Source organism: Microbispora triticiradicis (genome assembly GCF_005864065.1).
Lineage (GTDB): Bacteria > Actinomycetota > Actinomycetes > Streptosporangiales > Streptosporangiaceae > Microbispora > Microbispora triticiradicis.
This window is the reverse complement of the sequence record NZ_VANP01000001.1, coordinates 396,341-409,475: the sequence shown is the minus strand read 5'-3', so window position 1 is coordinate 409,475 and position 13,135 is coordinate 396,341. Positions and strand designations below refer to the sequence as shown.

13 protein-coding genes and 1 pseudogene are annotated in these 13,135 nt (G+C 70.9%); 10 read left to right on the top strand and 4 right to left on the bottom strand.

The annotated features are described in order from the left end of the window. The first annotated feature begins 88 nt into the window (after window positions 1-88). The 5 genes from FED44_RS02025 to FED44_RS02005 all read left to right on the top strand — a co-directional run bounded on the left by FED44_RS02025 (window position 89) and on the right by FED44_RS02005 (window position 4,375). Window positions 89-1,243, top strand: coding sequence for a HupE/UreJ family protein (locus FED44_RS02025; protein WP_138459539.1), 1,155 nt, complete (start codon window positions 89-91; stop codon window positions 1,241-1,243). 98 nt (window positions 1,244-1,341) lie between these two features. Beyond that, window positions 1,342-1,752, top strand: coding sequence for a TOBE domain-containing protein (locus FED44_RS02020; protein WP_111700393.1), 411 nt, complete (start codon window positions 1,342-1,344; stop codon window positions 1,750-1,752). A 12-nt stretch (window positions 1,753-1,764) separates the two neighbouring features. Further along, window positions 1,765-2,541: a molybdate ABC transporter substrate-binding protein gene (gene modA / locus FED44_RS02015; RefSeq protein ID WP_138459538.1), complete on the top strand. Its 777-nt coding sequence runs from the start codon at window positions 1,765-1,767 to the stop codon at window positions 2,539-2,541. A gap of 35 nt (window positions 2,542-2,576) precedes the next feature. Further along, window positions 2,577-3,347 carry a molybdate ABC transporter permease subunit gene (modB, locus tag FED44_RS02010; protein WP_138459898.1) on the top strand — a complete coding sequence of 257 codons (771 nt, stop codon included), beginning with the start codon at window positions 2,577-2,579 and terminating at the stop codon, window positions 3,345-3,347. Further along, on the top strand, window positions 3,344-4,375 hold the full coding sequence (locus FED44_RS02005) for an ABC transporter ATP-binding protein (protein ID WP_111700396.1): 1,032 nt from the start codon (window positions 3,344-3,346) through the stop codon (window positions 4,373-4,375). The genes modB and FED44_RS02005 overlap by 4 nt, the downstream gene beginning before the upstream one ends. A gap of 169 nt (window positions 4,376-4,544) precedes the next feature. On the opposite strand, the pseudogene FED44_RS01995 reads toward FED44_RS02005, so the two are convergent. Then, window positions 4,545-4,904 (bottom strand): annotated as a pseudogene (locus FED44_RS01995) (SRPBCC family protein); the annotation flags it as partial. Between the two features lie 867 nt (window positions 4,905-5,771). Here FED44_RS01995 and FED44_RS01990 point away from each other — a divergent pair. Both FED44_RS01990 and FED44_RS01985 read left to right on the top strand, forming a co-directional pair. Further along, the gene (locus tag FED44_RS01990; protein WP_208758788.1) at window positions 5,772-7,139 is read left to right on the top strand and encodes a glycoside hydrolase family 10 protein; all 1,368 of its coding nucleotides are present in this window, start codon (window positions 5,772-5,774) and stop codon (window positions 7,137-7,139) included. A gap of 33 nt (window positions 7,140-7,172) precedes the next feature. After that, window positions 7,173-8,666 carry a non-reducing end alpha-L-arabinofuranosidase family hydrolase gene (locus tag FED44_RS01985; protein ID WP_138459536.1) on the top strand — a complete coding sequence of 498 codons (1,494 nt, stop codon included), beginning with the start codon at window positions 7,173-7,175 and terminating at the stop codon, window positions 8,664-8,666. A gap of 164 nt (window positions 8,667-8,830) precedes the next feature. On the opposite strand, the gene FED44_RS01980 is transcribed toward FED44_RS01985, so the two are convergent. After that, window positions 8,831-9,244, bottom strand: coding sequence for a VOC family protein (locus FED44_RS01980; RefSeq protein WP_111700399.1), 414 nt, complete (start codon window positions 9,242-9,244; stop codon window positions 8,831-8,833). A gap of 224 nt (window positions 9,245-9,468) precedes the next feature. On the opposite strand from FED44_RS01980, the gene FED44_RS01975 reads away from it, so the two are divergent. The 3 genes from FED44_RS01975 (at window position 9,469) to FED44_RS01965 (ending at window position 11,838) form a co-directional block, all read left to right on the top strand. Further along, window positions 9,469-9,891: a winged helix-turn-helix transcriptional regulator gene (locus tag FED44_RS01975; RefSeq protein ID WP_138459535.1), complete on the top strand. Its 423-nt coding sequence runs from the start codon at window positions 9,469-9,471 to the stop codon at window positions 9,889-9,891. Window positions 9,892-10,033: 142 nt separating this feature from the next. Then, window positions 10,034-11,098 (top strand): LLM class flavin-dependent oxidoreductase, encoded by a 1,065-nt coding sequence (locus FED44_RS01970; protein ID WP_138459534.1) that lies wholly within the window; start codon window positions 10,034-10,036, stop codon window positions 11,096-11,098. A gap of 23 nt (window positions 11,099-11,121) precedes the next feature. Next, entirely contained in the window at window positions 11,122-11,838 is a 717-nt protein-coding gene (locus FED44_RS01965) for an NADPH-dependent F420 reductase (protein WP_138459533.1), read from the top strand. 4 nt (window positions 11,839-11,842) lie between these two features. Here FED44_RS01965 and FED44_RS01960 read toward each other — a convergent pair whose 3' ends face one another. After that, window positions 11,843-12,874 (bottom strand): nitronate monooxygenase, encoded by a 1,032-nt coding sequence (locus tag FED44_RS01960; protein ID WP_138459532.1) that lies wholly within the window; start codon window positions 12,872-12,874, stop codon window positions 11,843-11,845. Beyond that, window positions 12,871-13,035 carry a hypothetical protein gene (locus FED44_RS35555; protein WP_167521360.1) on the bottom strand — a complete coding sequence of 55 codons (165 nt, stop codon included), beginning with the start codon at window positions 13,033-13,035 and terminating at the stop codon, window positions 12,871-12,873. The genes FED44_RS01960 and FED44_RS35555 overlap by 4 nt, the downstream gene beginning before the upstream one ends. Window positions 13,036-13,135 lie beyond the last annotated feature (100 nt).

Here is a 13,135-nt window from a genome sequence, read left to right as displayed (position 1 = left end):
CGTGACCGCCGCCCCGGGCACCGCCTCATGGCGGAGCGCCCGGGGCGGCCCTTCCCCCTTCAACCGCTCGAATCCTGGAGAACGAGACATGTCCCGCAGGCGCCGGCTCTCCGCCGCCGTCCTCGCTCTCGCCTGTGTCCTCGGTTGTGCCCTCGCCTGTGTTCTCGGCGTCCTGATGGTGTCCGCCGCCCCGGCGTCGGCGCACGACGTGACCACGAAGGCGCACGCCACGGTGACCGGAACGGGTGCGGACGTCAGAGTCGTGCTCGACCTGGAGTACGACCTCCTCATGAAGTCGGCCTGGCTGTACGCCGAGGCGTACGACGCGAAGGAACGGGCCGAGCAACTCCGCCAGCTCAAGAAGAACCACGCCGCGGTGGCCGACTACGTCACGCGCCGATTCGCCGTGGCGTACGGCGACGCGCCGTGCACACCCACCTCCGTGGGCGACGCGGACGTGCGCGACCGCGACGGGGTGGCTTTCGCGGTGGTGACCCTCGCCTACCGCTGCGCGGGAGAGGGCGGGGGCGGGCACACCGTCTCCAGCGCGCTCTTCCCCGACGCCGAGAGCTTCGTGCACAGCACGCAGACGATCGTCCGGTACACGCTCGACGGCACGACCGGCTCCGCGGTGCTGACCGCGGGGAATCCGACGCTGCGGGTCGGCGAGCACCGGGCCTCGCACCAGGCCGGGGAGTTCTTCCTACTCGGCGCCGAGCATCTGCTGTCCGGCCTCGACCACGTCTTCTTCCTGCTCGCCCTGATCATCGGCGCCCGCCGCCCGCGCGACGTCGTCGTCGCGGCCTCCGCCTTCACGGCCGCCCACAGCATCACGTTCCTCATGGCGGCGCTCGGGGTCGTGGACGTGCCCGCGGAGATCGTCGAGCCGGTCATCGCGGTGTCGATCATCGTCGTGGCGGTCGCCAACCTCCTGGGCCGCGACGAGGACAGACTGGGCGGATGGCGACTGCCGATCGTCTTCGCCTTCGGCCTGGTGCACGGACTGGGCTTCGCGAGCGCGCTGGACATCGAGGAGAAGGGATCGTGGGGGCTGCTCCTGTCGCTGCTCTGCTTCAACGCCGGGATCGAGGCGACCCAGCTCCTGATCATCGCGGTGCTCTTCCCGGTGCTGGCGCTGCTGCGCCGCACCTCCGCCGCTCGTTGGGTGACGGCGGCCATGTCGGTCCCCATCGTGGCGGTGAGCCTCTACTGGTGCGTCGACCGGATCGCGCCGCAGCTCTGAATCAGCCTCGCAGATGCGACACTCAGGCCCTCAATGAGGTCGATATTGCAATCCTACTGAGACGCTGCGATCCGCAACTGCGGCGTAGGGTGTCGTCTGTGACGATGTTCCGGATCAGCGAAGCCGCCGCGGTGCTCGGCGTGAGCGCCGACACCGTACGGCGTCTCGTCGACGGTGGCCGACTGCCCGCGCACCGCGACGAGCACGACCACCGTGTCATCGCCGGCACCGACCTCGCCGCGTTCGCGAGGGCGCAGACCGAGGAGGACGAGCGCACCGGGGTCTCCTCGGCGCGCAACCGCCTGCGCGGGATCGTGACCGAGGTGATCAGAGACTCCGTGATGGCCCAGGTGGAGATCGCCGCCGGGCCGTTCCGGGTGGTCTCCCTGATGAGCCGGCGGGCGGCCGACGAGCTCGGGCTGGAGCCGGGGGTGATGGCGGTGGCCGTCGTCAAGTCCACCAACGTCGTCGTCGAGATCCCGGACAACGCGCGCGTCGCGAGTCACTAGAAGGAGCCGGTCGTGCTCAAGCGTCTCTCCCTGGCCGCCGTCCTCGCCTCGGTGTCCTGCCTGGCGGCGTGCGGCTCCTCCACCGGCCCGGCGGACACCGCCACGCCGGGGGAAGGCGGGTCGCTCACCGTGTTCGCCGCGGCGTCCCTGACCGGGACGTTCACCGAGCTGGGCAGGCGGTTCGAGAGCGCCCACGCCGGCACGAAGGTCACCTTCAATTTCGGCTCCAGCGCGACGCTGGCCCAGCAGATCACCCAGGGCGCCCCGGCCGACGTCTTCGCCGCCGCCAGCCCGGCCACCATGAAGACGGTCACCGACGCGGGGCCGACCGCCTCCGCGCCTGCGGTGTTCGCGAGGAACACGCTCCAGATCGCGGTCCCCGCGGGCAACCCGGCGAAGGTCGAGTCGCTCAAGGACCTGACCGACCCGAAGGTCAAGGTCGCCCTGTGCGCCGAGCAGGTGCCCTGCGGCGCCGCGGCGGTCAAGGCGCTGGACGCGGCCGGCCTCAAGGTCACCCCCGTCACCCTGGAGCAGGACGTCAAGGCGACGCTCACCAAGGTCGAGCTCGGCGAGGTCGACGCGGCGCTCGTCTACCGCACCGACGTGATCGCCTCCGCCGGGAAGGTCACGGGCATCGACTTCCCCGAAGCCGCCCAGGCGGTCAACGACTATCCGATCGCGGCGCTCGGCACCGCGCCCGCGTCCGATCTGGCCAAGGGGTTCGTCGATCTCGTGCTGTCGCGGCGGGGCAGGGACGTGCTGACCAAGGCCGGTTTCCAGGCGCCGTGACCGGGCCCGTACGAGCGCGGGGCCCGCGGGCGCGCATGCCGTGGGCGCTGCTCGTGCCCGCGCTCGCGGGGCTCGCCTTCCTGGTGCTGCCGCTGGCCGGGCTCCTGGTGCGCGCGCCGTGGCCGGCCCTGCCCCAGCGGCTGGCCGAACCGCGGATGATCGAGGCCCTGCGGCTGTCCCTGGTGACCGCGACCGTCGCGACCGTGATCTGCCTGCTGCTCGGCGTGCCGCTGGCCTGGCTGCTCGCCCGTACGGACCTGCCGGGCAGGCGGCTGCTGCGCGCGCTGGTCACCGTGCCGCTCGTCCTGCCGCCGGTCGTCGGCGGCGTCGCGCTGCTGCTGGTGCTCGGCAGGCGCGGCCTCGCCGGGCGCTGGCTGTACGACGCCTTCGGCGTCTCCCTGCCCTTCACCACCACGGGGGTCGTCCTCGCGGAGGCGTTCGTGGCGATGCCGTTCCTCGTCATCGCCGTGGAGGGGGCGCTGCGCGCCGCCGACCAGCGGTACGAGGAGGCCGCCGCCACCCTCGGCGCCTCACGCTGGACGGTCTTCCGCCGGGTGACCCTGCCCATGATCGCCCCCGGCGTCATGGCCGGAGCCGTCCTGTGCTGGGCCCGGGCGCTCGGCGAGTTCGGCGCGACCATCACCTTCGCCGGGAACTTCCCTGGCCGTACGCAGACCATGCCGCTGGCCGTCTATCTGGCCCTGGAGACCGATCCGGACGCCGCCATCGTGCTCAGCCTGGTGCTGCTCGCGGTCTCGGTGATCGTGCTGGCCGCGCTGCGCGACCGCTGGGTGGGATCGGCATGAGCCTGCGGGCCCACCTGGTCGTCGAACGCCCCGCCTTCCGCCTCGACGCCGAACTCGACGTGCCGGACGGTGAGGTGGTGGCCCTGCTCGGTCCCAACGGCGCGGGCAAGACCACCGCGCTGCGCGGGCTCGCCGGGCTCACGCCGCTGAGCGGCGGGCGCATCGTGCTGGACGGCGCCGAGGTGCACCACCTGCCGCCGGAACACCGCCGAATCGGCGTCGTCTTCCAGGACTACCTGCTCTTCCCGCACCTGACGGCCCTGGACAACGTCGCCTTCGGGCCGCGGTGCCAGGGCGTCGGGAGGGCCGCCGCCCGCCGGATCGCCGCCGGGCTGCTGGAGCGCGTCGGCCTGGCCGACTTCGCCGGCGTCCGCCCCGGGCGCCTGTCCGGAGGCCAGGCGCAGCGGGTCGCCCTCGCCCGCGCCCTTGCCGTACGGCCCCGCCTTTTGCTGCTGGACGAGCCGCTGGCGGCGCTCGACGCGCACACCCGGCTGGAGATCCGGTCGGAGCTGCGCCGTCACCTGGCCGGTTTCGACGGCGCGACGATCCTGGTCACCCACGACCCGCTCGACGCGATGGTCCTGGCGGACCGGCTTGTGGTCGTCGAGAACGGCGCCGTCGTGCAGACCGGCGCCCCCGCCGAGATCGCCCGCCGTCCGCGTACGGACTACGTGGCCCGCCTCGTCGGCCTCAACCTCTACCGCGGCGAGGCCGACGGGACCCACGTCACCGTGGGCGACGTCCGCCTGAGCAGCGCCGAACGCCTGAAGGGCCCGGCCTTCGTCGCCTTTCCGCCGTCCGCCGTCGCCCTCTACCGGACCCGCCCCGACGGCAGCCCCCGGAACCTGTGGAAGGCAGTGATCGACGGTATCGAGCGGCACGGCGACAACGTCCGCGTCCACCTCGACGGCCCGATCCCGCTCGCCGCCGACGTCACGCCGTCCGCCGCGGCCGACCTGGACCTCGTCCCCGGCCAGGAGGTCTGGGCCGCCGTCAAGGCCACGGAGACGCACGCCTACCCGGCATGAGGCCCGGTACAGCCGGTGGGGCGGGGGACCTGGGCGAACGTGGACAACCTGAACCACCAGGGCAGGGCGCGGCGCGCCGCCTCCGGGCCGTGCACCTCGACGGCGCCGGCGCGGCCGCACCACCGTGCGCCGGCCGGGGCGAGACGCTCACTGTGACCGTGTCACCTCGTCACGAGCGGTCTCGTCCGAGTTCGCGTCGGTACGCGTCGAGGACGAGGCCGTGGAAGTGATGGACCGCGTGCTCCGACAACCCGGACCCGTCGGGGTCGAAGACGATCTTCCCCTGGGTGAACGCGGGGGTGCGCATCCCGCGCTGGACGCTCTCCACCAGGGCGATGTCCTCCACCTGGAGCACCTCGTCGATGTACCGGATGCTGTCCCGCTCGGCCTCGTTCGGCTCCGCGGTCTCCAGGTAGAAGTCCCAGATCTCGCGCGTGCGTTCCGGACCGTCGGGGATGATCTGCAGGACCATGAAGTTCCCGCGGCCGGGGTAGCGCAGCAGGCAGGTGTTGGGCCACAGCCACCAGACCGCGTGCTCGGTGACCGTGGTGCTCGATCGCCGGGGTCGAGTGCGGTGTCACCGTACCTCCGATGCATGACACCAGGTGCACGAGGGCCTGAGCGACTGTCCCGTGAGACGGCACAGAACTCCTGTGTCGACCGGATCGAGATTAAGATCCTTTTCGTCAGGTTTCAAGGCTTTTGTGTGATGCAGGCGGGTGCGGCGAGGGGGAACCGGACGCCGCCGAGAAGGGGCGGACGGCCCGCGGCTGCGCCGGTGCCGGCACGACGCGACGAAGGCGAGCGTCCTGGACGTTCGTCTCTGCGGTCGTGAACCTCCTCATCGGTGACTGTCCGGGAGGGCGGCTCCAGGGACGTGGTGTCTGTCCCCCGGACCGCCCCGCGCCGGCCGCCGGGTGACGGACCCGGTTCGGCTGTTAGCGCTCACACGCTTTCCCTGTCGCGGTTCCTTCTCTGTCAGACGGTGGTGGTGGCAGATCGGAGCCAATACGAGACGAAGAGGAGGCGTCAAGGACGGCCCCGCACGCCTGCGGGAGGGTCGCGGGCGGGTGTGCGCCTCATCAGGCGTTATCAGCGGGCGCCGCCCGTGACGGCGAGAGCGTCGCTCTGAAACTTTCTTGCGGGGCTTGACACATTTCGGAGTGGTTTCCAAACTGTGTCCCGAGGCGGCTTCCTCCTGCCCTGTGGTGGTGAGCGGTGAGGACCGCCCTTCGCGACGCCCCAGTGGTGTGCGTTCCCTGATCACGGGACGCGGCGTCGATCGCGTGGGTGAGACCCCCGTTGTCCGCTTTTCCCGTGATTCAGTCTGGAGCACTCCCTCATGGGCAGCAAAGCCTTACTTCCGTCGCGGCCTTCCAGAAGCCCGCGGGTTCTGATGGCCGCGGCCGTCGGCGTACTCGGCGTGGTCGCCGCGGTGGCGGTGTCGACCACGCCGGCGGGTGCGGCGGCGAGTACGCTCGGCGCGGCCGCCGCGCAGAGCGGGCGGTACTTCGGCACCGCCATCGCCGCAGGCCGGCTCGGCGACTCGAACTACACCACGATCGCGAACCGCGAGTTCAACATGGTGACGCCCGAGAACGAGATGAAGCCGGACGCCACCGAGCCCAACCGGGGCCAGTTCAACTTCTCCAGCGGCGACCGGGTCTACAACTGGGCCGTGCAGAACGGCAAGCGGGTGCGTGGCCACACGCTGGCCTGGTACGCCCAGCAGCCGGGCTGGATGCAGCAGTTGTCGGGCAGCAGCCTGCGGCAGGCGATGATCGACCACATCAACGGCGTGATGGCCCACTACAAGGGCAAGATCTACGCCTGGGACGTGGTCAACGAGGCGTTCGCCGACGGCAACTCCGGTGGCCGGCGTGACTCCAACCTGCAGCGCACCGGCAACGACTGGATCGAGGTGGCCTTCCGCACCGCGCGGAACGCCGACCCGGCCGCCAAGCTCTGCTACAACGACTACAACATCGAGAACTGGACCTGGGCCAAGACGCAGGGCGTCTACAACATGGTCAAGGACTTCAAGCAGCGCGGCGTGCCGATCGACTGCGTCGGCTTCCAGTCGCACTTCAACAGCGGCAGCCCGTACAACAGCAACTTCCGCACCACGCTGCAGAACTTCGCCGCGCTGGGCGTGGACGTGCAGATCACCGAGCTGGACATCCAGGGCGCCTCGCCCACGACCTACGCGGCCGTGACCAACGACTGCCTCGCCGTGCCCCGCTGCAACGGCATCACCACGTGGGGCGTGCGCGACCAGGACTCCTGGCGGTCCGGTGACACCCCGCTGCTGTTCAGCGGCAACAACAAGAAGCCCGCCTACGACGCGGTCCTCAACGCCCTGAACTCCGGTCCCACCATCTCGCCCACCCCGCCGGTCAGCCCCAGCGCGAGTCCTTCGCAGAGCCCCAGCGCGAGCCCGTCGGCCTCGCCGTCGACGTCCCCGGTTCCCGGCGGATGCTCGGCGACGATCAAGACGATCAACAGCTGGGGCGGCGGCTTCCAGTCCGAGGTGACGGTGCAGGCGGGCAGCTCGGCGGTCAACGGCTGGACCGTGAAGTGGACCTGGCCCGGCGGGCAGAGCATCAGCAGCCTCTGGAACGGCCGGCAGAGCACGTCCGGTTCCTCGGTGACCGTCCGCAACGAGACCTACAACGGCTCCATCGCCGCCGGCGGCTCCACCACCTTCGGCTTCACCGCCAACGGCACGGCGGCCACCCCGACCGCTACCTGCACCAGCCCCTGACGGCGGCTATAAATGATCACAAGGAGAATTCGAATGCATCTGCCCTGGCGAGCGCGGTCATCGCGCCTCTCCGCCGGCACGACCGCCTCGCGCCGCGGTCTCGCGATCGGCGCCGTCACGGCCCTGCTGGGCGGCGGAGCCGGCCTGCTGGCCACCCAGCCCGCCCAGGCTGCCGTGGCCTGCCGGGTCGACTACGTCATCAGTTCGAGCTGGCCGGGCGGCTTCAACGCCAGCGTCACCATCAACAACCTCGGTGACGCGATCAACGGCTGGCGGCTGACCTGGTCCTTCGACGCCGGCCAGCAGATCACCCAGATGTGGAACGCCACCAACAGTCAGTCCGGCTCGTCGGTGACCGCCACCAACGTGTCCTACAACGGCTCCATTCCCTCGGGCGGCAACACCAACTTCGGGTTCAACGGCTCGTACAACGGCAGCAACCCGGTGCCCGCCTCGTTCTCCCTGAACGGTGTGGCCTGCACCGGCAACCCGGGCACGCCCAGCGCCACTCCCAGCTCCACCCCGACGCAGTCGCCCAGCTCGACGCCGTCCCAGTCGCCGTCCCAGTCGCCGTCCGCGTCGCCGTCTCCGTCTCCGTCGGTGACGCCGACCGGCACGTGCCCGCTTCCGTCGTCGTACCGCTGGACCTCGACGGGTGCGCTGGCGCAGCCGAAGTCCGGGTGGGTCTCGCTGAAGGACTTCACCAACGTCGTCTACAACGGCAAGCACCTGGTCTACGCCACCACGCACGACAACGGGTCGAGCTGGGGTTCGATGGGCTTCAGCACGTTCACGAACTGGTCGGACATGGCCTCGGCCACCCAGACCAAGATGAACTCGGGCACCGTGGCGCCCACGCTGTTCTACTTCGCGCCCAAGAACGTCTGGGTGCTGGCCTACCAGTGGGGCGGGACCGCGTTCTCCTACCGCACCTCCAGCGACCCGACCAACCCCAACGGCTGGTCGGCGCAGCAGACGCTGTCCACCGCGAGCATCTCCGGTTCGGGCACCGGCCCGATCGACCAGACGCTGATCGGTGACGGCCAGAACATGTACCTGTTCTTCGCCGGGGACAACGGCAAGATCTACCGGCAGAGCATGCCGATCGGGAACTTCCCGGGCAGCTTCGGCTCGAACTACACGCAGATCATGAGCGACTCGACCAACAACCTGTTCGAGGCGGTCGAGGTCTACAAGCTGCAGAACCAGAACAAGTACCTCATGCTCGTCGAGGCGATCGGCTCGCGGGGCCGCTACTTCCGCTCCTTCACGGCCGACAGCCTGAGCGGGTCGTGGACGCCGAACGCCGCGACCGAGAGCAACCCGTTCGCCGGCAAGGCCAACAGCGGTGCCACGTGGACCAACGACATCAGCCACGGTGACCTGGTCCGCAACAACCCCGACCAGACCAAGACGGTCGACCCCTGCAACCTGCAGCTGCTCTACCAGGGCCGCAGCCCCAGCTCCGACGGTGTCGACTACGGTCTCCTGCCCTACCGCCCGGGCCTGCTGACCCTGCAGCGCTGAGGCATGACACAGGTTCCACCCGGACGTCCTGACGGCTGAACCCCAGGACCGGGCGGACCCGAGACAGGCGGGCTCGGCACGACGCCGAGCCCGCCTCAGTCTGTTCCGGCGCCCAGGCCCGGCCGGCGCCGCCCCCGAGGGCGTCTGGGAGCCGCGCGCCGGGGTCACTCCGCGTAGGGCTGGTCCTGTCCCTGGGCGCTGTAACCGAGGCTCCAGATGTAGCCCTCCGGGTCGGCGAAGGTGCCGCCGTACCCGCCCCACGGCAGCGCGCCGGCGGCCTTGAGGATCGTGGCGCCGGCCTTCTCGGCCTCTGCCATGATCTCGTCGACCCGCGCCTCACTGCGGACGACGTAGGTGAGGACGAGCCCGCCGAAGCCGCTGCCGTCCCGGCTCGTTCCCACCATGTCGGCCAGGCCGTCGCGGCCGTAGAAGCCGACCGGCGAAGCTCCGTCCGACTCGAAGAACACCGAGACGCCGTAGTCGTTCTTGATCTTCCAGCCGAGACCCTCGGTGTAGAACCTCTTGGCCTGGTCCATGTCACGGACACCGAGGAGGATCGAGCTGACGTGCGCCTTCATGCCTTTGCTCCTTCGCGCTTCAGGGGTCGTGCTCATGAAGCTCACGCTACGAGCGGCTCCGGGTCCGGCGCTTCTCGATTCGTGACCGATGTCGGCGGCCGAGGTGGGGCGACGGGCATGACGCGCCTCCTCCGGAGGTTGCTTCTGTCGCCGATGTACTCTTCGGCAACCGGTAACAGCAACATGACCTGGTCACTTTCGGGTGACGGAGCAGGCGGGAACCCATGTCACACCAGACCGAGGCGGACAGGGTGCTGCGTTCGCTGGGCAGGGCGTGCCTCGAACACGACCCGGACGTGCTCCGATCCGTGCTGGACCGGGTCGGTGACAAGTGGAGCCTGATCCTCATCGGGCTGCTCGACAAGGGGCCGATGCGCTTCACCGAGCTGCTGCGGACGGCGCCCGGCATCTCCCGCCGCATGCTGACGCTGACCTTGCGCGGCCTGGAGCGTGACGGGCTCGTCAAGCGCCTGATCTATCCGGAGATCCCGCCCCGGGTCGAGTACGAGGTCACCCCGTTCGGACGCACCCTGTCCGAGCCCGTCCTGGCGCTCACCCGGTGGGCGGCCGACAACCAGGACGCGATCCGCGCCAACCGCCGCGCCTTCGACCAGGCGGCCGGCCTCGATGTCGACGATCTCGACTGAGACCTCGTCGGTCCACTTCATGTGACCACGGTTCAATTGAAGTTACCGATCGCCGGCGTGTACCCAGGTATGCGGAGTCGCTGAGGCGGCCTGTTCCAGGCCGTCGGCGCACGTACGGGAGTTGATCGGTATGTCTGGCACCATGTCCGTCGGTAGGACCGAACACCCACGTTTCGAGCTGGGGCTCAACTCGTTCGGGGAGGTGGCGACGGACGGCGGGCGCGTGCTCGACGACGCCGAGACCGTACGCCTGCTCGTGGAGGAGGCCCGGCTGGCCGAGGCGGTGGGGCTGGACGTCTTCAGCGTGGGAGAGCATTACCGGGAGGGACACAACGACTCCGCGACCCCGGTGCTGCTCGCCGCGATCGCCACGGCCACCCGGCGAATCGGGCTCGGCACCTCCGTGACCGTGTTGAGCACGAACGACCCGGTCCGGCTGTACCAGGAGTTCTCCACTCTCGACGCGGTGTCCGGCGGCCGGGCCCGGATCGTGCTGGGCCGTGCCTCCGCGACGGAGTCGTTCGCGCTGTTCGGCTACGACCTGGCCGACTACGAGCGGCTGTTCGAGGAGAAACTCGACCTCTTCCTGCGGCTCGAACGCGAGGAGCGGGTGACCTGGTCCGGGACGGTGCGTCCGCCGCTCACCGGGCAGCGACTGCATCCCCGGATGCGGCCGGGCGGCATCCCCACCTGGATCGGCGTCGGCGGCAGCCCGGATTCCGTGGTGCGCGCAGCCCGTCACGGCCTGCCGCTCATGATGGCCGTCATCGGCGGACGGCCCCAGCGCTTCGCCAGGAACGTCCAGTTGTACCTCACAGCGCTCCAGCGCTTCGGTCGTCCCGCGTTGCCGATCGGCCAGCACTCGCTCGGCCTCGTCGCCGACACCGACGAGGAGGCCGTCGAGACGTGGTGGCGGTACTGGCAGCCCGTCGTCGAGGATCTCGCCGCCGAGCGCGGCTTCTACGCCCCCGATCGGGAGCGGTACGAAGCCGAGGTCGAGGACGGGGCGCTCTTCGTGGGATCGCCTGAGACGGTTGCCCGCAAGATCGTCAGGGTGGCCCACGATCTCTGCCTGAGCCGTTTCGATCTCAAGTACGACATCATGCACCTTCCTCGCGACGCCCGTGCTCGCACGATCGAGCTGCTGGGCCGAGAGGTCGCCCCGCGCGTACGCGAGCTGCTCGCAGCCGGCACGGTCCACGCGTGACCCATCGGCGACTTGGAGCGACCATGAAACCAGGCGATGTCCGCACCATCGGCATCCTCGGCGCGGGCAAGCTCGGCACCGTCCTGGCCCGCCTCGCCGTGGCGGCCGGCTACCGCGTCCTGATAGCGGGCTCCGGGGAGGCCGCACGGATCTCCCTCACCGTCGAGGTCGTCACGCCCGGCGCGGCCGCGGTGACCGCGGTGGAGGCCGCATCCGAGGCGGATGCCGTGGTGCTGGCCCTGCCACTCGGCAAGCATCGCGACGTCCCCGCCGAAGCGCTGCGGGGCAGGCTGGTGCTCGACGCGATGAACTACTGGCAGGACGTGGACGGGGCCCGGGACGACCTCACCGACCCGCGCACGTCCTCCAGCGAGATCGTCCAGGCGTTCCTGCCGCACGCGCGGGTCGTCAAGGCCTTCAACCACATGGGCTACCACGACCTGGAGGAGAGCGCCCGTCCCGCCGGCGCTCCCGGCCGCCGCGCGATCGCCGTCGCCGGCGACGATCCGGAGGACGTCGAGGTCGTCGCCTCGATCGTGGACGCGCTCGGCTTCGACCCCGTGATCGCCGGCCCGCTCGCCGAGGGCGTCCGCACGGAGCCGGGCACGGAGCCGTTCGGCGCGAACATCCACGCGGCCGGACTGCGTGCCATGCTCGATCGTTTCCCCGAGTCGCGGCGCGGCCGCGAGGTGCTCCGCGCACGCGGCGGAGTGACGTCGTCGCCCTGCCCGACGCCCTGATTCCTCAGAGGCGGGATGCGAGCCGTCGCAGGATCCGGGCGGCGGGTTCGGGAGTGGCGTGGTGGTGGCCGGTGCCGGCCCACAGGTTGATCCGCTCCGGATCCCGGGCGGCTGCCGCGGCCCGGCGCATGGGGCCGGTCAGGTGGTGCAGCGCGGGATAGCCGAAGGGCGCTAGATCGCCGTAGCGGTCGGTGAAGCGGTTGCGCAGGGCCCGTGCCGGCCTGCCGGTGAAGGCTCTGGTGACCACCGTTCCCCGGTCCGCCGCGCCCGCCAGCGCGTCCTTGTGGGGGAGCGACGTCCCGGACTCGTCGGCAAGCAGCAGAACGGTGCCGACCATGGCCGCCGCGGCGCCGGCCCCCAGCGCCCGGACCACGTCGGCGGGGGTGGCCAGCCCGCCCGCGCCGATGAGGGGCAGGGACACGCGGCCCGCCACCTCGCCCAGCAACCGGGGGAGCGGCACGTCGGCGGGGGTCCGCCGGGGCGTGAACGTGCCCGAGTGGCCGCCCGCGGCCGAGGCCTGAACGACCAGCATGTCGGCCCCGGCCTCCGCGGCCTGAAGCGCCTCCGCGGGTGAGGTGACGGTCTGGACGACGAGCGTGCCGGCGGCGCGCAGTGCCCTGACGACCGCCGGGTGCGGAACGGCGAAGGTGAAGCTGACCACCGGAACCGGTCGGGACAGCAACAGCTCGATCTTGTCGGACCAGTGGTCGTCGTCCTCGACGGCCTCCGCGGCGAGGAGGTCGAGGCCGTACGCCTGGCCTTCGGGGGCGATCGTGCGGGCGTAGCGCCGGAACTCCGCCGGATCGACCGGCAGCGGGTTGGGCGCGAAGAGGTTCACCCCGAACGGGACCTCACCGGCGCGTACCTGGTCGATCTGCTCGCCCAGCGCGCCGGCGTCCTTGTACCCGCCGGCCAGGAAGCCCAGGCCGCCCGCGCGCGCCGCCGCGACGACCAGGGCGGGCGTGCCCGGGCCGCCGGCCATCGGCGCGGCCAGGACGGGAGCGCTCACCCCGAGGGCGGTCAGTGCCTCGTTCACAGGAGTCGGCGCCCTGCGCTCCGGCCGCTGGTGACGGAGAGGGCGGTCTCCACGTGGAGCACGCCGGCCGCGATGACCCGTTCGGCGGTGGCACGGCCGGAGATGTCTCCCTGGACGGTCAAGCCGGTGATTACGGCGACCTCCTGGCCCCGGTTGCTCATGCTGGCCCCTTCTCTGGTCCCGCCTCCGCGCAGATCACCAAGGTACGGCTCTCTCCGCCCGAAACCGAGTCGAGCAGCCCGGGTGGTTCCACTCGGAGTG